The following is a 21,464-nucleotide window of genomic DNA, read 5'->3' as shown; positions in this document are numbered from 1 at the left end:
CCGATATTCATTGCAGCGAAAAATGTACGGTAGCGTATGGTAACGATCATCCCTTCCGATTGCTACCGCTCACCATGCGGATTTCGAACAAGCGGCATTCCAGCGGCCCGTTGAACAACGGTGTCTTGCGGCTGGGCTTGAGGCCGACCAGCTTGGGCAGGCGCAGGTCGGCGGTGAAGAAGAAGCAGTTCCAGCCGGCCCAGTGCCGCTTCAGCGCGGTGCCGAGCTGCGGATAGAAGGCGGCCAGTTCGTCCTGCTCGCCGATCCGTTCGCCATACGGCGGGTTGGCAACGAGGATGCCATGGTCGGTCAGCGGCTGGGTTTCCAGCACGTCGCCATGATCGACCGTCACCACGCCGCCGAAGCCCGACTCCTGCAGGTTGCGGCGTGTGGCGCGCACAGCACGCTCGTCGCTATCGTAGCCGCGGATGTCGAGCGGCTCGGCCGGCTTGACCCGTGCCTCGGCGGCGGCCCGGATATGCGCCCAGTTCATCGCCTCGAAGCTCTTCAGGCGCTCGAAGGAGAAGGTGCGATCCAGACCCGGGGCGCGATCGAGCGCCATCTGCACCGCTTCGAGCAGGAAGGTGCCGCTGCCGCACATCGGGTCGATCAGCGGCGTGCCGGGTTGCCAGCCGGTCAGCTTCAGAATGCCGGCGGCGAGGTTCTCCTTCAGCGGCGCATCGACGCTGGCCTTGCGGAAACCGCGCTGCCACAGCGGCTGGCCCGAGGTGTCGAGGTACAGCGTGCATTCGTTTTCGGTCAGGAAGACATGGACGCTGACATCAGGGTTGCGCGTCTCGATATTCGGCCGGTCGCCAAGGTCCTCGCGGAAACGGTCGCACACGGCATCCTTGACGCGCAGGGTAACGAAATCGAGCGACTTCAATGGGCATTTGATCGCCGTGGTCACCACGCGCATGGTGTTGGTGACGGTGAAGTGATTCGGCCACAACTGGCGCACGGCCAGGCGGTAGATGTCCTCTTCCTTGACGTAGGGGCCCTTGACGATGTGCCACAGGATGCGGGTGGCGATGCGCGACTCCAGATTGGCGCGGTAGCAGGTGCTCCAGTCGCCGGCAAAGAACACGCCGCCATGTACCGCCTGCAGGTCTTCGCCGCCGACGCCGCGCAGTTCGTCGAGCAGCAGTTCTTCAAGCCCACGCGGGCAGATCGCAAAATATTTGTTCATGTCAGAAAGGCTTCAGGACGACGAGGAAAAGGACGAGGAGCAGGACAAGGACCGGCACTTCATTGTAGAAGCGAAACCAGACATGGCTGCGCGTATTGCCGCCGGCCCGGAACTGCTGGAGGAGGCGGCCGCAATACCAGTGATAGCCGGCCAGCACGGCAACCAGACAGGCCTTGGCGTGCAGCCAACCGCCGCTGAAGCCATAGCCGAACCACAGCCACAGGCCGAACAGGATGGCCAGGATGCCGAGCGGGGTCATGAATTTGTACAGCTTGCCGGCCATCAGCAACAGGCGGTCGCGCTCGGCCACGCTGTCGGCCGGCACCATGGCCAAGTTGACGAAAATGCGCGGCAGATAGAACAGGCCGGCGAACCAGGAAATGACCAGCCAGATGTGGAGCGTCTTTACGACGAGCATGCGTTTCTCCGGGCAAGGGCGTCGGCGATTCCATCGTCGACCGACGGAAAGGCGAGGCGCAGTTTCAATTCGTTCTTCAGGCGCCGGTTGCCGATGCGGCGCGATTCGCGCATGAAGGACATCTGGACCGGCGGCAGCATCTTTTCGGCCTCGGCCCGGCTCAGGCGCGGCGCCTTGGGCAAGGCAAAAGCCGCGGCGACCCGGTCGAAGTAGTCGGCCATCTTGAGGTCGGAATCGTCGACCGCGTTGTAGGCGCGGTTGGCCCGGCCATGGCGCAGCGTGGCCAGGCAGGCGGCCGCCAGATCGTCGGCGTGGATATGGTTGGTGTATACGTCGTCGCTATCGACCAGCGCCGGTGTTCCCTTGTGCAGGCGCTCGACCGGCAGCCGGTCGGCGGCGTAGATGCCCGGCGCCCGCAGGATGGAAACGGCGACCCCGTTGCGTGCGCCCCATTCGCGCAGGCAGCGTTCGGCATCGACGCGGCGGCCGGCGCGGGCGCTTTCCGGCTGCAGGCGGCGGGTTTCGTCGATGACGGCGCCGCCGCAATCGCCGTAAACCCCCGTCGTGCTTACGTAGATCAGGCTGCGTGGTAGACTTTTGCCCTTGCCCAGGGCGGCCAGCAGGTTGCGGGTGCGCGTGTCGCGCTGCCCAGTGTTCGGCGGCGGTGCCAGATGCAGGATGCAGTCGGCCAGCCCGGCCAGGCGAGCGAGGCTGGCCCGGTCGTCGAGATCAGCCAGCACCGGCGTCGCGCCGGCGGCCCGCCAGTCACCGGCACGGCCGGCATCGCGCAGCAAGGCATAGACGCGGGCGCGCGGGGCAAGTTGGGAAAGGATGCGGCGGGCGACGTCCCCGCTGCCGACGATCAGAATGTTTTGCACGCCGGCATTTTAGCCGAGCAACGAGGGGAACCGATGAGCTATCAAGTCACCGTCCAGCCGAGCGGCCGCCAGTTTGCGGTCGAGTCCGACGAAACCATACTCGACGCCGCGCTGCGCCAGGGCCTGACCATGCCCTACGGCTGCAAGGACGGCGCCTGCGGCGCCTGCAAGGGCCACGTCCAGTCCGGCGCCGTCGACCACGGCAAGGCCCAGGCGCACGCCCTGAAGGACGATGAAAAGGCCGCTGGCATGGCTCTCTATTGCTGCGCCACGGCGCAGTCCGACCTGGTCATCGAATGCAAGCAGATCACCTCGGGCAGCCAGATTCCGGTCAAGACCCTGCCCTCGCGCATCGAAAAGCTCGAAAAACTGGCCCCGGACGTCATCGAGCTGCAGCTGCGCCTGCCGGCCAGCGAACGCCTGCAATTCCTCGCCGGCCAGTACATCGACATCCTGCTCAAGGACGGCAAGAAGCGCAGCTTCTCACTCGCCAATGCGCCCCACGACGACGCGCTGCTACAACTGCACGTCCGCCATGTACCGGGCGGCCTGTTCACCGACCAGGTGTTCTCAACCATGAAGGTGCGCGACATCCTGCGCTTCAACGGCCCGCACGGCAGTTTCTACCTGCGCGAGGATTCGCCCAAGCCGATGATCCTGCTCGCCGGCGGCACCGGCTTCGCGCCGATCAAGGCCATCGTCGAGCACGCCATCGCCGAGAACTGCCAACGCCCGATGTGCATCTACTGGGGCGCCAGGGCGGCGGTGGACCTGTATCAGAATGCGCTGCCGGAGAAATGGGCCGCCGAGCACACCAACATCCGCTACGTGCCGGTGCTCTCTGAACCGACCGCCGACGATGCGTGGACCGGCCGAAGCGGTTTTGTGCACCAGGCCGTGCTGGCCGACTTCCCCGATCTTTCCGGCTACCAGGTCTATGCCTGCGGCGCCCCGGTCATGATCGAGGCGGCCCAGCGCGACTTCATGGCGCAAGGCCTGCCGGCGGAAGAGTTCTTCGCCGACGCCTTCACTTTTTCGACCAACTGAGTCCGTTGCCGGCCGATGCACTCGGCCGGCCTTCCAGCAGCGCCCTCAGCGCTGCCAGGCGCAGCCCTTCAGGATCTGGCCGTCGACGGTGACGGTGGCCGTCCAGCCAAAAAACGCTTCGGCCGTGACATCGCGGCACAGCTTCTGTTCGAAGCGCAGCGTCACCTGCTGCTGGTCCTTGGCTGCGAAGGTCGCCAGCCCTGGAGTCAGCGTCAACGGCCCGGCTGGAACCACCGCTTCCGGCTGCCCCTGGCGTTTCACCTGCACGAACTCGCTGCCGACCGCCAGCGCCCAGGCCGGATCATTGCCGGAGGCCCGCCACGACTCCGTGCTGCCGCCCGGCATCTGGCAGCGCCCGTCGGTCTGGGCGAAATTGATCTGCGACGCCTTCAGCGCATCGCCCTCGCGGATGCCGAGTACCTCGGCGTAGACCTTCTTGCCGGCCGCAAGGCCGAGCTGGTCGAGCGCCTTGCCGACATGGCCGTCGCTCGACACATCCTCGAACATCGCAAAACTGCGGTCGCGGCAGGGCGAGAAAATCACCTTTTCGCCGTACTTGATCATCTGCCCGTAGGCCAGCTTGGGCACGTTACCAACCGGGCGGTTGGCCGGCAGATCTGAAACATTGACCTCTTCGGCCTGCGCAACGGCTCCCAGCAAAGCAAGGAGGGCCAGACAGGCGGCTTGACGGATTTTCATGGCGTTTCGATGGCGGATGATGGTCGACAGGCCCGCATTGTTGCCGATCGCGCCGGCAAAAGGTTTGATGCAGTTGAAAAACTGCCTCCCGGCTACTCGCCGAGATAGGCGGCGCGCACCTTGGGATCGTCGAGCAGTTGCGCCGATTCGCCATGTAGCGTGATTTCGCCGCTTTCCATGACGTAGCCGCGCTGGCTGCTTTCCAGCGCCAGCTTGGCGTTCTGCTCGATGAGCAGGATGGTCATGCCGTCGGCCGCCACGGCGCGGACGACCTCGAAAATCTTCTGCACCATGATCGGTGCCAGGCCCATCGAGGGTTCGTCGAGCAGCAGCAGCTTGGGACGGCTCATCAAAGCGCGGCCGATGGCCAGCATCTGCTGTTCGCCGCCGGACAGGGTACCGGCCAGCTGGCCGGCACGTTCCTTGAGGCGTGGGAAATAGGCGAACACCCGCTGCAGGTCGCGCTCGACCTCCGCCGAATCGTGGCGGATGAAGGCGCCCATATGCAGGTTCTCGAGTACCGACAGGCGCGGAAAAACGCCCCGCCCTTCGGGCACCAGCGCAATGCCCTTGCGCACAATGTGGTGCGGCGCGATGCGGCTGATCTTCTCGCCGCAGAAATGCACGTCGCCGCCGACCGCATCGAGGACGCGGGCCAGCGCCTTCAGCGTGCTGGTCTTGCCGGCACCGTTGGCGCCGATCAGCGCCACCGTCTCGCCTTCGCCGACATGGAAGGTAATGCTGCGCACCGCCTGGATGCCGCCATAGGCGACGCGGAGTCCGGTTACTTCAAGCACCTAGGTAAGCCTCGATGACACGTTGATCTTTCTGCACCACGGCGGGCACATCCTCGATGACCAGGGCGCCGTAGTCGAGCACCGCCACCCGGTCGCACAGGCCCATGACCAGCTTGACGTCGTGCTCGATGAGCAGGATGGTCGTCCCGTCGCGCCGGATGCCGTCGATCAGGTCGCGCAGGTCGGCCGTTTCGGTCGCATTCATGCCGGCCGCCGGCTCGTCCAGGCAGAGCAGTTGCGGCTCGGTGGCCAGGGCGCGAGCGATTTCCAGACGGCGCTGCTCGCCGTAGGACAGATTCTTGGCTAGGTCGTCGGCGCGTTCCTCGATGCGCACGTAGTGCAAGAGGTCGATGGCACGCTGGCGGATGGCCGCTTCCTCGGCCCGGGTCGCGGCATTCTGGAACATGGCGCCGAGCACGCCGGCGCGGGTCCGCACGTGACGGCCGACCATGACGTTTTCCAGCGCCGTCATGTTGCCGAACAGGCGGATGTTCTGGAAGGTGCGGGCGATGCCGCGCTCGGCCGCCTGGTGCGGCGCATCGGCGACCAGCGGCGTGCCGGCGAAGTCGAAACCGCCGCCGTCCGGCACGTAGAGCCCGGTCATGCAGTTGAAGAAGGTCGTCTTGCCTGCTCCATTCGGACCGATCAGGCCGTAGATCTCGCCGCGCCGGATAGTCAGCGATACGTCGCGCAGCGCCTTGACGCCGCCGAAATGCTTGGCGACCGCTTTGGCTTCGAGCAGGTTGCCACTCATGAGCGCTTCTCCTGCAGTTCCCGTTTGCGCTCCGGAGACGGCCACAGGCCGGCCGGCTTGAAGCGCATGACGAGGACCAGGGCCAGCCCGAAAACCAGCATGCGCAGGCTTTCCGGATCGACCAGCATCTTGCCGAACAGGACCATCTGCGCCGGGCCGACGCCGTAGCGCAGGACTTCCGGCAGGATGCTGAGCAGTACGGCGCCGAGGATGACGCCCGGGATATGTCCCATGCCGCCGAGCACGACCATGGCCAGGATCATGATCGACTCCATCAGCGAAAAGCTCTCCGGCGACACGAACCCCTGCATGGCGGCGAACACGCCGCCGGCAATGCCGCCGAAACTGGCGCCCATGGCGAAGGCGAGCAGCTTGAGGTTGCGCGTATTGATGCCGACCGCCTTGGCGGCGATCTCATCTTCGCGGATGGCCTGCCAGGCGCGGCCGATGCGCGAATTCTGCAGGCGCAGGTTGATGACGATGACCCCGATGGCCAGCGCGACCAACAGGTAGTAATACTTCATCGGCCCGCTCAAGGTCAGTCCGAAGAGCTGCGTATTGCCGGAAAACTTGAAGCCGCCGAAGGCCACCGGATCGATCAGCGTAATGCCCTGCGGCCCGTTGGTGATGTTGATCGGTGCGTTCAGGTTGTTCATGAAAATGCGCACGATTTCGCCGAACCCGAGCGTCACGATGGCCAGGTAGTCGCCGCGCAGTTTGAGCGTCGGTGAACCGAGCAGCACGCCGGCGAAACAGGCCAGCCCGGCCCCGATCGGCAGGATGACCCAGATCGGCCAGTGCAAGCCGAAGTGCGGGCTGGCGAGCAGCGCCCAGGCATAGGCGCCAACGGCGTAGAAGGCGATGTAGCCGAGGTCGAGCAGGCCGGCAAAACCGACGACGATGTTCAGGCCCAGCGCCAGGAAAACGTAGAGGATGGCGAAATCGAGGATGCGCACCCAGGCCTGGCCGCCCATCGCCGCGACGAAGGGCAGGCCGAGCAGGGCGACGGTGATCAGCACGATGCCGAACAGCGAGCGGGGAGTCAGCCATTTTTTCATGCAGCCACCCATGCGAAGGCAAGACGAGGCGGCAAGCCAGCCGCCAACGAGACAGTGCTGTAGCACGGCGAGGAGGCGGACGGCGCAGCCAACGAAGTATTGGCGAGCAGGGGCGGCTGCATCATGCCCGATCCCCCGTCTTTTCGCCAAACAGGCCGCTCGGCTTGAACATCAGCACGACGATCAGCACGATGAAGGCGAAGATGTCCTGGTAGTGGCTGCCGAGGAAACCGCCGGTCAGGTCGCCGATGTAACCCGCCCCCAGCGCCTCGATCAGGCCGAGCAGCACGCCGCCGAGCATGGCGCCGGCCAGGTTGCCGATGCCGCCGAGCACGGCAGCCGTGAACGCCTTGAGGCCGAGCATGAAACCCATCTGGTAGTGGGCGATTTCGTAATAGGTGCCGACCATCACGCCGGCCAGCGCGCCGAGGGCCGAGCCGATGACGAAGGCGGCTGCGATGACGCGGTTGATATTGACCCCCATCAGGCTGGCCACTGCCGGATTCTGGGACGTGGCACGCATGGCCATGCCCAGCTTGGTGCGGTAGATTAGGCCGAGCAGCCCGGTCATGGTCGCCGCCGAGACGAGCACGATGACGATCTGGATGGCGGTGAAATTGACCCCGGCGAATTCGAAATCGATTTTCGGCAGCAAGGCCGGAAAGGTCAGGTAATTGCGGCCCCAGATCATCATCGCCAGATTCTGCAGCACGATGGACATGCCGATGGCCGTGATCAGCGGCGTCAGGCGCGGCGCATTGCGCAGCGGCCGGTAGGCGATACGCTCCAGCCCCCAGCCGAGCGCCATGCAGACCAGCACTGAGGCGCTCAAGCCGCCCAGACCGGCCAGCGCCACCGGCATGCCGGCCTTGAGCAGCGAACCGGCCACGGTGATGGTGACCAGGGTCCCGATCATCACCACCTCGCCGTGCGCGAAGTTGATCAGGCCCATGATCCCGTAAACCATCGTGTAACCCAGGGCGACCAGCGCGTAGATGCTGCCCTGGACCAGCCCGTTGACGATTTGCTGGAGAAAAATATCCATTTAGTCTTTTTTTCTGGAACATAAGGAAACGGCACCTTGCGGTGCCGTTTCCGTTTAGCGAAGCGCTATCTTACTTCTTCTCGGCCGCAGCCTTGGTTGCCTCGGCGGCATCCTTGACCTTTTCGGCAGCTGCCTTGGTAACCTCCTTGCCGGCGTCCGCTGCACTCTTGGCCATTTCCTTGGCCTCGGCGGCTACTTCCTTGCCGACCGCCGTCGCTACACCAGCCACCGCCTTGGCGGCATCCTTCACCTCGACGACCGCTTCCTTGACGTCGGCCTTGGCCGTGTCGGCCGGGCTGCCACCCAGGGTTTCGACATAGTCGAGCTTGCCGCCCTTGTACTGGTAGATGGAGATGGCGCCGCCCTTCAGGTCGCCCTGGGCGTCGAACTCGATCAGTGCCGTCACGCCGTCATACTTGGTCTGGCCGACGCTCGGCAGGAATTTGGCCGGGTCGACCGAGTCGGCGCGCTTCATCGAATCGGCCATGACCATCACGGCATCGTAGACATACGGTGCGTAGAGCTGGATTTCGGCATTGAACTTCTTGGTGAACTTGTCCTTGAACTCCGGTCCCTTGGCCAGCTTTTCCAGCGGCATGCCTGGCAGCGAGCAGAACTGGCCTTCGCTGGCCTCACCGCCCAGCTTCATGAATTCCGGCGTACACACGCCGTCGCCGCCGAGGAACTTGGCCTTGATGCCCAGTTCCTTCATCTGCTTGACCATCGGGCCGCCCTGGGCGTCCATGCCGCCGTAGAAGACCAGTTCGGCCTTGGTGGACTTGATTTTGGTCAGGATGGCCTTGAAATCGGTGGCCTTGTCGGTGGTGTATTCGGTGGCGACGACCTTGAGGCCCGACACTTCGGCCGCTTTCTTGAACTCGTCGGCCAGACCCTGGCCGTAGGCGGTACGGTCATCGACGATGGCCACCGTCTTGATGCCCTGCTTGACGGCGAATTCGCCGAGGATCTTGCCCTGCTGCACGTCGTTGGCCATCACGCGGAAGGCGGTCTTGAAGCCCTGCTGGGTGTATTTCGGATTGGTGGCGGAACCGGAAATCTGCGGAATGCCGGCATCGGAATACAGCTTGGAGGCCGGGATGGTGGTTCCGGAATTCAGGTGGCCGATGACCCCGTTAACCTTGGCGTCGACCAGCTTCTGGGCCACGATAGCACCCTGCTTGGGGTCGGCGGCATCGTCTTCGGCCAGCAATTCGAACTTGACCTTGGCGCCGCCAATTTCCATGCCTTTGGCATTTAGCTCATCGACCGCCAGACGGGCGCCGTTTTCGTTGTCCTTGCCGAGGTGTGCCTGCGGGCCGGTCATCGGCGCGACGTGCCCCAGCTTGACCACGACTTCGGGTTTGGACGCCGGAGCTGCCGGGGCGGCCGGTTTCGGCTCTTCCTTCTGGCCGCAGGCGCCAAGGGCAAAAGCCGCAACGATGGAGAGGGCAACAACGGAAAGCTTCGCGTGCATCGGTATATCTCCTGATCTCTGGGGTTATGAACTGTCCGGCGATTGTCCGGAGCCACCTGATGCATGTCAATAATTAGGTGTTATGATCCAACGACGTAGTCATTCTTTTGAGCGTGCCAGATGCCGGCTATTGCCCGATTGCGCTTCCTGCTTACCCAGACGGCCCGCAAGCTGTTCTCGATGCTGCCGCAGAAAAGCCGGCATAACGTCTACCGTTCCTTCGTCGATTGTCGAGAACCAAACGCGCGTCTGGTCCTCAAAATCGCCGAAACTCAGGAAGAACTGGAAGCCTGTTTCACTTTGCTGCACGACGCCTATGTCAGCAGCGGTTTCATGACGCCCGACCCGTCGGGCATGCGGGTAACCATTTACCACGCGCTGCCGACGACGACGACCCTGTGCGCCAAGATCGGCGACCAGGTGGTCGGCACGCTGTCGCTGATCCGCGAAAGCGCCATCGGCTTTCCGCTACAGCGCATCTTCGACCTGACCGATGTCCGCGAGAAGGAAGGCCAGATTGCCGAGGTTTCCGCATTGGCCGTACATCCGCGCTACCGGCGCACCGGCGGGACCATCCTCTTTCCGCTGATGAAGTTCATGTACGAGTACTGCACGACCTTCTTCGACACCCGCCACCTGGTCATCGCCGTCAATCCGCGCCACATCGAGATGTACGAGTCGCTGCTCTTCTTCAAGCGGCTGACCGCCAACGTGGTGGAAAACTACGATTTCGTGAATGGTGCGCCGGCCGTCGGCGCCACACTCGACCTGAAGCACGCTCCGGAAACCATGCGCAAGGCGTATGCCGGCAAGCCGCCCCACCGCGACCTGTACCGCTACTTTGTCGAAACCAAGCTGCCCAACATCCAGATCCCGCATCGCCGCTTCTTCACGACCAACGACCCGGTGATGACGCCGGAGTTGATCGATCATTTCTTCAATCGGCGCACCACGGTCTTTGCCGACCTCAGCGACCGCAAGAAGACCTTGCTGCACCTGATCTACGACCTGCCGGAATACAAGAAGATGCTGCCGGCCATGCCCGGCAGCGGCGTCGCCCGGCAGATCCGCCAGCACCAGCGTTTCTCGGTCAAATGCCCGGCCCGCCTGGCCGACAGCAATCCGTTGGCCAGCGGGCAGATCCAGGTCGAAGTCAACGAAGTGTCGCGCTACGGCTTCCGCGCCCGCGTCGCCCAGCAGATCCCGGCCAACGTCTGGCTCAATGCCACGGTGCAACTCGGCTTCAACGAAGTCTCCCGGCTCACCGTCCAGGCCGTCCAGGAAACCGACATCAACAACCAGCACTACTGCGGCTTCCGCATCGGCGAGCCGGACCTCGTCTGGCGCAAGTTCGTCACGGCCCTCTACGAAGGGCACACCCACAACGATCTCGACCAGGCGACCCGCTTTTTGACCTGACGGCAGGTTCGGGTTAACCCCGATTTTCCGGAACGTTCGCCTTCAGCCAGACTCAAATCTCCAAGCTCCGTGTCGCCACCATCCCCGGCGATGCGGCGACCAAACCTCGCTCACAAGGCGAATAAAACGGAGACAACAATGAGCAATCTCGCTCTGCCAGCCGCGCTCGCCGCGACGCTGGACGATAAATATACCCGTCATACCGGCCGCGTCTTCCTGACCGGCACCCAGGCCTTGATCCGGCTGCCCATGCTGCAACGGGAACGTGATCTGGCCGCCGGCCTCAATACCGCCGGCTTCGTTTCCGGCTACCGCGGCAGCCCGCTCGGCAACCTCGATCTCGGCCTGTGGAAAGCCAAGCAGCACCTCGCCGAGCATCACGTCACTTTCCAGCCGGGGATCAACGAGGACCTGGCAGCGACTGCCGTGTGGGGCAGTCAGCAGGTCGGTCTGTTCCCCGGCGCCCTCTACGACGGCGTCTTCGGCATGTGGTACGGCAAGGGGCCGGGCGTCGACCGCTGCGGCGACGTCTTCCGCCACGCCAATGCCGCCGGCACCGCGAAGCATGGCGGCGTCCTGGTCATTGCCGGCGACGACCATGCCGCCAAGTCGTCGACCCTGCCGCATCAGACCGAGCACGTATTCAAGGCAGTGCTGATGCCGGTGCTCTACCCGGCCAATGTGCAGGAATACCTCGATTTCGGCCTGCACGGCTGGGCGATGAGCCGCTACTCCGGCTGCTGGGTCGCCTTCAAGGCGCTGGCCGACACCGTCGAGACCTCAGCCTCGGTCAATATCGACCCGAGCGCCGTCAATATCGTCTATCCCACCGACTTCACCCTCCCCCCTGACGGCCTCAACATCCGCTGGCCCGATCCGCCGCTGCAGCAGGAAGCCCGCCTGCTCAACCACAAGCTGTACGCCGCCCTGGCCTACTGCCGGGCCAACAAGCTCAACCGGGTGGTCATCGACTCTCCCGCCCCCCGCCTCGGCATCCTGACCGCCGGCAAGAGCTACCTCGACGTGCGCCAGGCGCTCGACGAACTGGGCATCGACGACAAGCTGGCGGCCGAGATCGGCATCCGCCTGTACAAGGTCGGCATGGTCTGGCCGCTGGAGCCGGAAGGCGTCCGCCACTTCGCCGAGGGACTGGAGGAAATCCTCGTCGTCGAGGAAAAGCGCCAGCTGCTCGAATACCAGTTGAAGGAAGAGCTGTACAACTGGCGCGAGGACGTCCGCCCCCGCGTCATCGGCAAGTTCGACGAAATCGGCGAATGGTCGGAAGGCAACTGGCTGCTGCCGGCCACCGGCGAACTGCCGGTCGCCGTCATCGCCCGCGTCATCGCCCAGCGCATCGAGCGCTTCTTCACGTCGCCGACCATCGAGGCCCGGCTGCAACTGATCTCCGCCAAGCAGAAGGCGGCGCTGACGCCGATGGTACTGGCCGAGCGCAAGCCGCACTTCTGTTCCGGCTGTCCGCACAACACCTCGACCAAGGTGCCCGAAGGTTCGCGCGCCGTGGCCGGCATCGGCTGCCACTACATGGTGACCTGGATGGACCGGCAGACCGCCACCTACACCCACATGGGCGGCGAAGGCGTGCCCTGGGTCGGCCAGGCGCCGTTCACCAGCGAAAAGCACATCTTCGCCAACCTCGGCGACGGCACCTACTTCCACTCCGGGCTGCTCGCCATCCGTCAGGCGCTGGCCGCCAAGGTGCCGATCACCTACAAGATCCTCTACAACGACGCCGTGGCGATGACCGGCGGCCAGCCTTTCGACGGCGTGCTCAGCGTCGCCCGCATCACCCGCCAGCTGGAAGCCGAGGGCGTCGAGAAAATGGTCGTCGTCACCAACGACCCGGCCAAGTATGCCGACATCGTCGACCTGGCGCCCAACGTGCCGGTCCGCCACCGCGACGAACTCGACCACGTGCAGCGCGAATTGCGCGAACACCCCGGCGTCTCGGTGCTCATCTACGACCAGGTGTGCGCCACCGAAGCGCGCCGCCGGCGCAAGCGCGGCAAGATGCCGCCGACCACCCGGCGCGTCGTCATCAACGAGGCGGTATGCGAAGGCTGCGGCGACTGTTCGGTGCAGTCCAACTGCCTGTCGGTCATCCCGGTCGACACCGCCTTCGGCACCAAGCGCCAGATCGACCAGTCGGCCTGCAACCAGGACTTTTCCTGCGTCAACGGCTTCTGTCCGAGCTTCGTCTCCATCGAGGGCGGCAAGCCGCGGCGCGGCAGCGCCATCGATAGCGACAACTGGCCCATCCTGCCCGCCCCGCAACTGCCCGCCACGACCCAGCCCTACAACCTGCTGATCACCGGCGTCGGCGGCATGGGCGTCATCACCCTCGGCGCCCTGGTCGGCATGGCCGCCCACCTCGACGGCAAGGGCATCTCGACCCTGGACATGACCGGACTGGCACAGAAATACGGCGCCGTGTTCTCGCACCTGCGCATTGCCGACCGGCCGGAGGACATCCACGCCGCCCGCATCGCCACCGGCGAAGCCCACGCCGTCCTCGGCGGCGACCTGGTGGTCAGCGCCAGCACCGAAGCCCTGTCGAAAATGATCGAAGGGCGCACCCAGGCCGTCGTCAGCTGCACCGACACACCGACGGCCGACTTCACGCGCAATCGCGACTGGCATTTCCCGCTCGCCGGCCTGCAGCGGCAACTGGTCGATACGCTCGGCGCCGACCATGTCGGCTTCGTCGACGCCCAGCATCTGGCCAGCAAGCTGATGGGCGACGCCCTGTACGCCAACATGCTGCTCCTCGGCTACGCCTGGCAGAAAGGCCTGGTTCCGGTATCGGCCGCGGCGCTAGACAAGGCCATCGAACTGAACGGCATGACCGTAGACACCAATCGCCAGGCCTTCGCCTGGGGCCGCCGCGCGGCCGTCTTCCCGGACCAGGTGGCCGCCCTCGCCGGTCCGCTGGGTGGGCAGCCGGCACCGGAAATGTCGCTGGCCGAACTGATCGCCCATCGCGTCAAGCACCTCACCGCCTATCAGGACGCCCGGCTGGCCGAACGCTATCGGCAGCGGGTCGAGGCCGTTCAGGCCCGCGGCGACGAAGCGCTGACCCGGGCCGTCGCCACCCAGTACGCCCGCCTGCTGGCACCCAAGGACGAATACGAAGTCGCCCGCCTATTTACCGAAAGCGATTTCGTCGCCCGCCTCGGCGAGCAGTTCTCCGGCGACTTGCAGCTCAGCTTCCATCTCGCCCCGCCCGTGCTCGCCAAGCCAGGTCCCGACGGACGGCCGAAGAAAATTCGCTTTGGCGCCTGGATGCTGCCGGCCATGAAGCTGCTGGCCAAGGCTCGCGGCGTACGCGGCAGCTGGCTCGATCCCTTCCGCTCCAGCGCGGACCGCGCCGTCGACCACCGCCTGCTCGCCGACTATGAAGCCGACCTCGACCTGATCCTGGCCCAACCGGGAACGCCGGCAGCAGCCGTGGCCCTGGCCCGTTGGCCGGCCGAGGTCCGCGGTTTCGGGCCGGTGCGCGCAACGGCGGCCAAAAAGGCCGTAGCAGTGCGCCAGGCGGCACGTGCCGCGATGGAAAGCTAGCGCGCCAAGGCATCCCGGCCAATTGCGTTCGTAACTCCTCCCATTCCCGCGCCGGCGGGGATGCTCAGACGCCCGGAAAGCGTGCCCGCTGTAATTCCCGCCGGCGCGGGAATGCCCCATCCCTAGGCTTGACCACCCACTCCCGACACGGCCGTTTTCCGGCACCGTCCGGCACATCTTTCCGGGTATCGGGTTTGCATGCCCCTGTCCGGACGGGCAAGCGACTACAGGGGCTTTCCGTCTTTTCCGGCGGAGAGTGCGATGTCCCATGCCCGCGTTCACGAAATCGACCTGCTGCGCTTTGTTGCGGCGCTGGCCGTTGTCTTCTACCACTACGCCTTCCGCGGCGCGGTTGCCGGCAACCTGTCCGCCATGTCCTACCCTGCCCTCGCGCCGCTGGCGCAATACGGCTTTCTCGGCGTGCACCTGTTCTTCATGATCAGCGGCTTCGTGATCCTGATGACGGCCAGCCGCGGCGGCATCGCCGATTTCGCCATCTCCCGCGCGGTGCGCCTGTACCCGGCCCTGTGGGTGTGCTGCACGCTGACCTTCATGGCCACGCTGGCCATCGGCGCCCCCCGCTTTTCGGCGTCAACCGGGCAATACTTCGCCAACCTGACGCTGCTCGGCGGCTTTTTCAACGTCCGCCCCATGGACGGCGTGTACTGGTCGCTGTTCGTCGAACTGCGCTTCTACGCGCTGACCCTGGCCACCCTCGCCCTCGGCCGCATCCACCGCAGCCAGCGCCTGCTGCTGGTCTGGCTGCTCGCCTCGACCATGCTCCAGGCCATGCCGGGCAGCAAGCTGGCCTACCTGCTGATCGCCGATTACTCGGCCTTCTTCATCGGCGGCGCGGCCTGCTACCTGATCTGGGTTGATGGCGCTTCCCGCGGCCGGCTCACCCTGCTCGCCGGCGCCTGGCTGCTCGCGCTGGCCCAGGCCCATCGCGAAGCGGCCGCACTGGGCGTGCGTTTCGCGATGACCTTCGCGCCCCTTGCGATCGGCACCGCGGTAACCGCCTTTTTCGCGGTCCTGCTCGCCATCGCTTTGCGCCGCACCGGCTGGTTCGGCCGCCAGCGCTGGCTGCTGGCCGGCGCCCTGACCTATCCGCTCTATCTGCTGCACCAGAATGTGGGCTACATGCTGTTCAACCGCTACGCCCCCGTCGTCGAACAGCACCTGCTGTTCTGGGGCGTGATAGTGCTGGCGCTGACGGCGGCGTATGCCGTCCATCGGCTGATCGAAAGGCCGCTCGCCGCCCAACTGCGCCGCCTCCTGACCCGCCTTGCCGACGCTACGAGGCAGAGGGCGACCGTCGCAGCCGACCGCGAGCGCAATTGTCCATGATGGCCACGGGACCGCCTGGCCGGGCGGTACAGGATAATTTTCGCGGCCGACCACCGCCGGTCGGGGCGGCCATTCGCATAAAATGCACGCATGTCCTCCCCCCCCATCCGCCAGTTGGCCCTGCAAGGCGCCGCGGCCATTCTCGTTCTGTCCCTGGCCTGGCCGTATTACGGTCTGCACGGCGAGGCCATGCCGTGGCGGGAAACCAGCCTGGCCATCGGCGGCGCCGCCCTGCTCTTCGCCACCCTGTCACGCCAGCCGTGGTGGTGGCGGGTCATCCACGCCGGTTTCATGCCGCTCGTCTGGTACACCCAGTCGCTGGCCATCGACCCGGGTTGGTTCCTGCTCGCCGCCATCCTGCTGTTGCTCGTCTATCGCGGTGCGCTGACCGGCCAGGTGCCGCTCTACCTGTCCAACAAGCAGACCGTGCAGGCGCTTGCCGAGCTGCTTGCCGAACGCGGCGCCAGCCGCTTCCTCGATCTCGGTGCCGGCCTCGGTAGCACCACCGTGCCGCTTGCCGATGCGTTGCCGGACAGCCATTTCACCGGTGTTGAAAACGCCCCATTGACCTGGCTGGTCGGCCGCCTGCTCAGCGTCGGCCGCCCGAACATCCGCTGGCGCTGGGACGACCTGTGGCAGGAAAATCTGAGCGACTACGACGTGGTCTATGCTTTCCTGTCGCCGGCTCCGATGCCGCGCCTGTGGGAAAAGGTGAGGGCCGAAATGAAGCCCGGCAGCCTGTTTATCAGCAACAGTTTTCCGGTCCCCGGCGTGGTGCCGGCGCAGGTCATCGAAGTCGCCTGCACGCCGCCCCGTCCACTCTACTGCTACCCGTTGTAGCCGGGCATGCCCAACCGCCGCAAACCCGAAACGCTGGCCCTGACCATTTCGCTGGCCGGGACGCTGATCGTGCTGTTGGTCTTTCTCACCGACCTCGTCGTCGCCCGCCATCGCGACCTCGAATCGGGCGAACGCCGCCTGCAGCACTTCGGGCTGATGATGGCCGAACACACGGCGCGCACCTTCGAGGCGGTGGATGTACTGCTGCGCGAAACGGCCACCGACCTGTCGCACAGCCGGCGCGACTGGGTGAGCTGGGATGCCAGCAAGGGCTGGGAATACATCGCCCAGCGCCACTCCCGCGCCATGCCGCAATTGCGCGACCTGATCATCTTCGACGGCCAGGGCAACCAGCGTTTCATTTCCACCTATTTCCCGGCGCCGCAGATCAACGTCCATGACCGGCCCTATTTCGCCGCCCTGGAAAGCGGCGCCGAAGGCGCCACCTTCGGCCCCTATATCGGCCGCAATTCCAACCGCTACACCTACGGCATCGCCCGCCGGGTCACCGGCGACAACGGCCAATTCAGCGGTGCCGTGTTCGGCGCCATCGAGCCGGCCTATCTGCAGGACTTCTGCTGGTCGAACCGGCTGTCCGACGATTTCGAATCGGTCCTCATCAACGCCAAGGGCGAAATCGTCGCCTCCTGCCGGCCGGCCGACCTCAGCCGCCAATCGCCCATCCTCGGCGCCAAGGCGGAGGCCGTGCTGTTCGCCGGCAAGCTGCGCGGCCAGGTCGACGAATCCGGCCTCAACAAGCACGACGGCCTGCTCATTTCCGTCTCGGTCGTCCCCGGTTTTTCCGACTTGCGCATCCTGAGCGCGATCCCGGAAAAAACGCTGCTCGCCAACTGGCGCAACCGGCTGTTCGAACTGGGCACCCTCGCCCTGCTCGTCACCATCGTGCTGCTCGTCAGCTCTATCCTCGTCCGTCGCCAGGTCCGGGACATGGCCAACATGACCGTCGAGCTGGCCGCCAGCCACAATCACCTGGAGGAGCGCGTCCACGAGGCAACCCTCGAACTGGCCGGCCAGAAGGACGAAGCCGAGCGCGCCAATACTGCCAAGAGCCGTTTCCTGGCTGCCGCCAGCCACGACTTGCGGCAGCCGCTGCACGCCCTGTCGCTGTTCGCTGCCGACCTCCAGCGCCAGGTGCGCAGCGGCACGCTGCAGGAACTGCCGCGCCTGGCCGAACAGATCGCCGCGTCGACCACCCTGCTCGGCGAATTGCTCGATTCGCTGCTCGACATCTCGCGCCTCGACGTCGCCGGCATCAAACCGGATTCCCGCGCCGCGCCGCTGCAGCCAATCTTCCAGCGGCTAGCCGACTCCTTCCGGCGCGCCGCCACCGACCGCCACATGACCCTGCGTTTCCATCCGAGCAAACAGTGGGTGTTCACCGACCCCATCATGCTCGAACGCATGATCGCCAACCTGGTATCGAACGCCCTGCGCTACACCCCGCCCGGCGGCCATATTCTGGTCGCCGCCCGGCGGCGCGGCGGCCAGCTCGCCATCGAGGTCCGCGACAACGGCATCGGCATCGCCCAGGAACACCAGGCGGCGATCTTTGCCGAGTTCTACCAGGTCGGCAACGCGGCGCGCGAGCAGAACAAGGGGCTGGGACTGGGTCTGTCCATCGTCGACCGCCTGGCCAAGGCGCTCGACATCGAGGTCACGTTGAAATCGCGCACCGGCGAAGGGACCTGTTTCACCCTGCACGTCAGCCGCTGCCTGCCCGTGGCTAGTCGGCCGGCCGAAACGGCGGCCGCGGCAAGCGCTGGCGCCGTCCATTGCATGGGGGATTCGGCCGACCTGCAGGCGTGCGCCGAGCTGGTCCGCCAGTGGAATTACGAAGTGAGCATTCTGCCGGCCGGCGACGCCGGCCTGCGTTCGCGGAACGCCATCGTGATCGCCGATCCGGCGGCAGTCGATACGCTGTGTGCCGGCGGCCAGGCGCCGGACATGCCGCTCATCGTGCTCGGCGACAGCCGCTCCGACCTGCCGGCCGGCGTGCACCGCCTGCCGATGCCGCTACGCCCGGCCAGGCTGCGGGCGCTGCTCAACCAGCTTCAGAAAACACTTTCGAAATCGATCCCGTAGCGGGCCACGGCGACCAGCGCCTGGGTCCGGCTGCTGACGCCGAGCGTCTTGAACACGGCGGTGGCGTGGATCTTGACGGTCCCTTCGGACAGGCCGAGCTGGTCGGCGATATCGCGATTGGTCATGCCGCGCACCATGAGGGCGAGAACCTGCCCCTGGCGGTCGGTCAGCCCCACCTCATCCGGCCGGATTCCGGTCTTGTTGGGCGGCACCGGCGTTTCGGCATCGAGTGTCGCGCCCGACTGGCCGATCGGCCGGAAGATGTTGCCGGCCAGCACCTCGCGTACCGCCGAGAGCAGCGCCTCGCCAGAAAAGGCCTTGGGAATGAAGCCGGAAGCGCCGAGATTGAGCACCCGCGTGATGGTCGGCGTGTCGTCGAAGGCCGAGACCACCGCCACCGGCATGGCCGGATAGCGCCGGCGCAGGATGTCCAGGCCGGCAAAGCCGTCTATGCCGGGCAAGGCCAGGTCCAGGAGCACCAGATCGAACTCGCCCTCGTTGTCGAGGACATTCAGCGCCGACTCGAAATCGGCACTCTCCTGCACCTCCACCCCGCGTTCCATTTGCGCGAGCAGGCGAACCAGGCCTTCGCGAACCAGTGCGTGATCTTCAACCACCAACAGCTTCAGCATACCCACCCCTCTTTCGACAGGCCGCTAATTTATCATTTTGCATAGTTTATGGGTTGATTCAGATCATCCGCCCCCCGTTGCCCGCCATACCCAGCGTCGGAAAAACACCGCCCGGCGGCGCCACGGGGCGCCCCCAAACCCGGCATCCGGGTTTAAGATGGTGACATCCAACAGGAGGGGACCAGGATGAATGACAATCAAATACACGACCCGCTAAATTTCATGCGCAACATGTGGGGCAACATGGGCTTCTCGCTCCCCGGCATGGTGGCGCCCACCTTCGACCTCGACGAACTGGACAAGCGGATCAAGGACATGAAGGCCGTCGAAGGCTGGCTACGCATGAACCTCTCGATGCTGCAGATGACCATCCAGGGCCTGGAGATGCAGCGCACGACGGTCGGCGCCGTGCAGGCCATGGGCAAGATGGCGGCCGATGCAGCCAAATCGATGACATCGGAACCCGCCGAAGAACCGACGGCCAAGCCCCACTTTTTCCAGGGCGTCGCCGATCCGGCTCATGGCGGCGCCTTGTCCGAAGCCGCCATGTGGCCGTGGCAGATGATGCAGCAGATGCGCGAACAGATGCAGCACCACGCCGAAGCGGCGGCCCAGGCGGTCACCACCGAAGCTCCGGCCGCCAAGCCGAAGGCGGCGCGGCCCCGGAAGTAAGCGGCCCCCCTCAGGCGCCCGCTGTTCCGTCCGGCGTCCTCCCCAACCCGGTTTCGCTCCCTTAGCGGGCCAGCCACGCCGCCCAGCCGGGCAGCGTGAGCATGGAGGCGAGCGTCGTCGCCGAAATCAGCCAGGCGACGCTGCGGCCGTCACCCCCCATGCGCATGGCCAGGATGTAGGCCGATGAGGCCGTCGGCAGGGCGGCGAACAGCACGACGATCTGGTAATTGAGACCGGACAGCCCGAGCAGCGAGCCGACGCCGATGGCGATCAGCGGCAAGGCAAGCAGCTTGACGGCAACCAGCCAGCCGGCGAACAGTTTGCTCCCCCCGACCCCGTCCAGCCGCAAGGCGGCGCCGACGGCGATCAGGCCGAGGGCGATCGAGGCGTCGGCCAGGCGGCCGAGAAAGGCCTGCAGCGGGGCCGGCGGCACGAACCCGGCCAGATTGAGGAGGAAGCCGGTCGCCGTCCCCCAGATCAGCGGATTGCGCGCCACCTCGCGCCACAGCCCCGATTCACCATGGCGGGCCAGCATCCACACCGAGACCAGATTGGCCAGCGGCACCGCGGCGCCGACAATCAGGCCCATGGTCGCGATGCCCGGCGCACCGAACAGCATGCCGGCAACGGCCAGCGCGATGTAGGAATTGAAGCGGTAGGCGCACTGGAACATCGACGCATAAGTCAGCGCCGGCATGCGGGTGAACAGCTTGGGGACGATGCCGAGCAGCATGCCGCCGGCCATGGCGGCAAAGGCGGCGGCGAGCAGCGGCAGGGCGGCGCCCAGGTCGAGACGGGTCTTGACGATGGCGTTGACGAGCAGCGCCGGGAACAGGATGAAATAGACCAGTTTCTCGACCCCGTTCCAGAAGTGGTCGCCCAGGTGCATCCAGCGCCGGATCGCGGCGCCGAGCAGAATCAGGGAGAAGTCGGGCAAGAGCAGCAGGGCGGTATTCATCGCCGCATTCTAAATCCAGCCGGAATCATCCGACATCCGTACCTTCCGCAAGCCGGCTTGACCCACTGCCGCAAACCCGAAATACTGATTGTGACAAGGAGAATGACATGCAACTTGAGTGGTGGGCGTGGATCGTCATTGGCATAGTGCTCATCGTGGCCGAGCTGGCCATCCCATCGTTTTTCACCATCTGGTTCGGCCTAGGCGCCCTGCTCGTCGGCCTGCTCATGCTGGCCTTGCCCGACCTGTCGGTGACCGCCCAGCTGGCCATCTGGACGGCGGCCTCGCTGGCCATGGTGGCGCTCTGGTTCCGTGTCTTCAAACCGGGTTTCCACAAGACGCGGGTCGGCACGGCGGCCGGTGAGGCCATCGGCGAAATCGGCCTGCTGGTCAGCGCCGTCGCCCCCTTCCAGCGCGGCAAGGTGCGTTTCCAGCGCCCAGTGCTCGGTTCCGATGAGTGGGTTTGCGTCGCCGATGGCGCTATCGCCGCCGGCGAGCGGGTCAAGGTGGTCAGCGTCGAAGGCAGTTTCCTGACCGTCAGCAAAATTTGAGGAG

19 protein-coding genes are annotated in these 21,464 nt (G+C 65.5%); 8 read left to right on the top strand and 11 right to left on the bottom strand.

Annotated elements, in window-relative coordinates; translation table 11 throughout:
* Positions 1–46: 46 nt before the first annotated feature.
* From LZ012_RS03785 to LZ012_RS03775, 3 genes are read right to left on the bottom strand one after another with little or no spacing between them, the layout of a single operon-like run.
* Complete coding sequence (locus LZ012_RS03785) at positions 47–1,189, bottom strand: THUMP domain-containing class I SAM-dependent RNA methyltransferase (protein WP_275707711.1); 1,143 nt, start codon at positions 1,187–1,189, stop codon at positions 47–49.
* A gap of 1 nt (position 1,190) precedes the next feature.
* Complete coding sequence (locus tag LZ012_RS03780; RefSeq protein ID WP_275707709.1) at positions 1,191–1,607, bottom strand: CopD family protein; 417 nt, start codon at positions 1,605–1,607, stop codon at positions 1,191–1,193.
* Complete coding sequence (locus tag LZ012_RS03775) at positions 1,595–2,485, bottom strand: NAD-dependent epimerase/dehydratase family protein (RefSeq protein ID WP_275707707.1); 891 nt, start codon at positions 2,483–2,485, stop codon at positions 1,595–1,597. The genes LZ012_RS03780 and LZ012_RS03775 overlap by 13 nt, the downstream gene beginning before the upstream one ends.
* Before the next feature lie 33 nt (positions 2,486–2,518).
* Between LZ012_RS03775 and LZ012_RS03770 the strand changes: the two genes are divergently transcribed.
* Entirely contained in the window at positions 2,519–3,532 is a 1,014-nt protein-coding gene (locus tag LZ012_RS03770) for a CDP-6-deoxy-delta-3,4-glucoseen reductase (RefSeq protein ID WP_275707705.1), read from the top strand.
* 45 nt (positions 3,533–3,577) lie between these two features.
* Here LZ012_RS03770 and LZ012_RS03765 read toward each other — a convergent pair whose 3' ends face one another.
* The 6 genes from LZ012_RS03765 to LZ012_RS03740 all read right to left on the bottom strand — a co-directional run bounded on the left by LZ012_RS03765 (position 3,578) and on the right by LZ012_RS03740 (position 9,359).
* Complete coding sequence (locus tag LZ012_RS03765; protein WP_275707702.1) at positions 3,578–4,231, bottom strand: hypothetical protein; 654 nt, start codon at positions 4,229–4,231, stop codon at positions 3,578–3,580.
* Positions 4,232–4,323: 92 nt separating this feature from the next.
* Complete coding sequence (locus tag LZ012_RS03760; RefSeq protein ID WP_275707700.1) at positions 4,324–5,028, bottom strand: ABC transporter ATP-binding protein; 705 nt, start codon at positions 5,026–5,028, stop codon at positions 4,324–4,326.
* Entirely contained in the window at positions 5,021–5,782 is a 762-nt protein-coding gene (locus LZ012_RS03755; protein ID WP_275707698.1) for an ABC transporter ATP-binding protein, read from the bottom strand. The genes LZ012_RS03760 and LZ012_RS03755 overlap by 8 nt, the downstream gene beginning before the upstream one ends.
* On the bottom strand, positions 5,779–6,840 hold the full coding sequence (locus LZ012_RS03750; protein WP_275707696.1) for an ABC transporter permease subunit: 1,062 nt from the start codon (positions 6,838–6,840) through the stop codon (positions 5,779–5,781). The genes LZ012_RS03755 and LZ012_RS03750 overlap by 4 nt, the downstream gene beginning before the upstream one ends.
* Positions 6,841–6,961: 121 nt before the next feature.
* A complete protein-coding gene (locus tag LZ012_RS03745) occupies positions 6,962–7,885 on the bottom strand; it encodes a branched-chain amino acid ABC transporter permease (RefSeq protein ID WP_275707694.1) in 924 nt (307 codons plus the stop codon).
* Positions 7,886–7,955: 70 nt separating this feature from the next.
* On the bottom strand, positions 7,956–9,359 hold the full coding sequence (locus LZ012_RS03740) for a branched-chain amino acid ABC transporter substrate-binding protein (protein ID WP_275707692.1): 1,404 nt from the start codon (positions 9,357–9,359) through the stop codon (positions 7,956–7,958).
* 120 nt (positions 9,360–9,479) lie between these two features.
* Here LZ012_RS03740 and LZ012_RS03735 point away from each other — a divergent pair, with 120 nt between their 5' ends.
* The 5 genes from LZ012_RS03735 to LZ012_RS03715 all read left to right on the top strand — a co-directional run bounded on the left by LZ012_RS03735 (position 9,480) and on the right by LZ012_RS03715 (position 18,647).
* On the top strand, positions 9,480–10,778 hold the full coding sequence (locus LZ012_RS03735; protein ID WP_275707690.1) for a GNAT family N-acetyltransferase: 1,299 nt from the start codon (positions 9,480–9,482) through the stop codon (positions 10,776–10,778).
* A gap of 138 nt (positions 10,779–10,916) precedes the next feature.
* Positions 10,917–14,357 carry an indolepyruvate ferredoxin oxidoreductase family protein gene (locus LZ012_RS03730; protein WP_275707688.1) on the top strand — a complete coding sequence of 1,147 codons (3,441 nt, stop codon included), beginning with the start codon at positions 10,917–10,919 and terminating at the stop codon, positions 14,355–14,357.
* Between the two features lie 261 nt (positions 14,358–14,618).
* On the top strand, positions 14,619–15,704 hold the full coding sequence (locus tag LZ012_RS03725; protein ID WP_275707686.1) for an acyltransferase family protein: 1,086 nt from the start codon (positions 14,619–14,621) through the stop codon (positions 15,702–15,704).
* Between the two features lie 90 nt (positions 15,705–15,794).
* Positions 15,795–16,544 carry a class I SAM-dependent methyltransferase gene (locus LZ012_RS03720; RefSeq protein ID WP_275707684.1) on the top strand — a complete coding sequence of 250 codons (750 nt, stop codon included), beginning with the start codon at positions 15,795–15,797 and terminating at the stop codon, positions 16,542–16,544.
* 6 nt (positions 16,545–16,550) lie between these two features.
* On the top strand, positions 16,551–18,647 hold the full coding sequence (locus tag LZ012_RS03715; RefSeq protein WP_275707682.1) for a sensor histidine kinase: 2,097 nt from the start codon (positions 16,551–16,553) through the stop codon (positions 18,645–18,647).
* Here the strand turns inward: LZ012_RS03715 and LZ012_RS03710 are convergent.
* Positions 18,617–19,279 carry a response regulator transcription factor gene (locus LZ012_RS03710; RefSeq protein ID WP_275707680.1) on the bottom strand — a complete coding sequence of 221 codons (663 nt, stop codon included), beginning with the start codon at positions 19,277–19,279 and terminating at the stop codon, positions 18,617–18,619. The two genes, LZ012_RS03715 and LZ012_RS03710, sit on opposite strands and share 31 nt — an antisense overlap.
* A 186-nt stretch (positions 19,280–19,465) precedes the next feature.
* On the opposite strand from LZ012_RS03710, the gene LZ012_RS03705 reads away from it, so the two are divergent.
* Complete coding sequence (locus LZ012_RS03705) at positions 19,466–19,951, top strand: PhaM family polyhydroxyalkanoate granule multifunctional regulatory protein (protein WP_275707678.1); 486 nt, start codon at positions 19,466–19,468, stop codon at positions 19,949–19,951.
* 61 nt (positions 19,952–20,012) lie between these two features.
* On the opposite strand, the gene LZ012_RS03700 is transcribed toward LZ012_RS03705, so the two are convergent.
* On the bottom strand, positions 20,013–20,909 hold the full coding sequence (locus tag LZ012_RS03700; RefSeq protein ID WP_275707676.1) for an AEC family transporter: 897 nt from the start codon (positions 20,907–20,909) through the stop codon (positions 20,013–20,015).
* A gap of 107 nt (positions 20,910–21,016) precedes the next feature.
* On the opposite strand from LZ012_RS03700, the gene LZ012_RS03695 reads away from it, so the two are divergent.
* Entirely contained in the window at positions 21,017–21,460 is a 444-nt protein-coding gene (locus LZ012_RS03695; protein ID WP_275707674.1) for an NfeD family protein, read from the top strand.
* Positions 21,461–21,464 lie beyond the last annotated feature (4 nt).

The organism is Dechloromonas hankyongensis (assembly GCF_022012295.1).
In the GTDB taxonomy this organism is placed as follows: Bacteria; Pseudomonadota; Gammaproteobacteria; order Burkholderiales; family Rhodocyclaceae; genus Azonexus; species Azonexus hankyongensis.
This window is presented reverse-complemented; position numbering and strand designations above follow the sequence as displayed.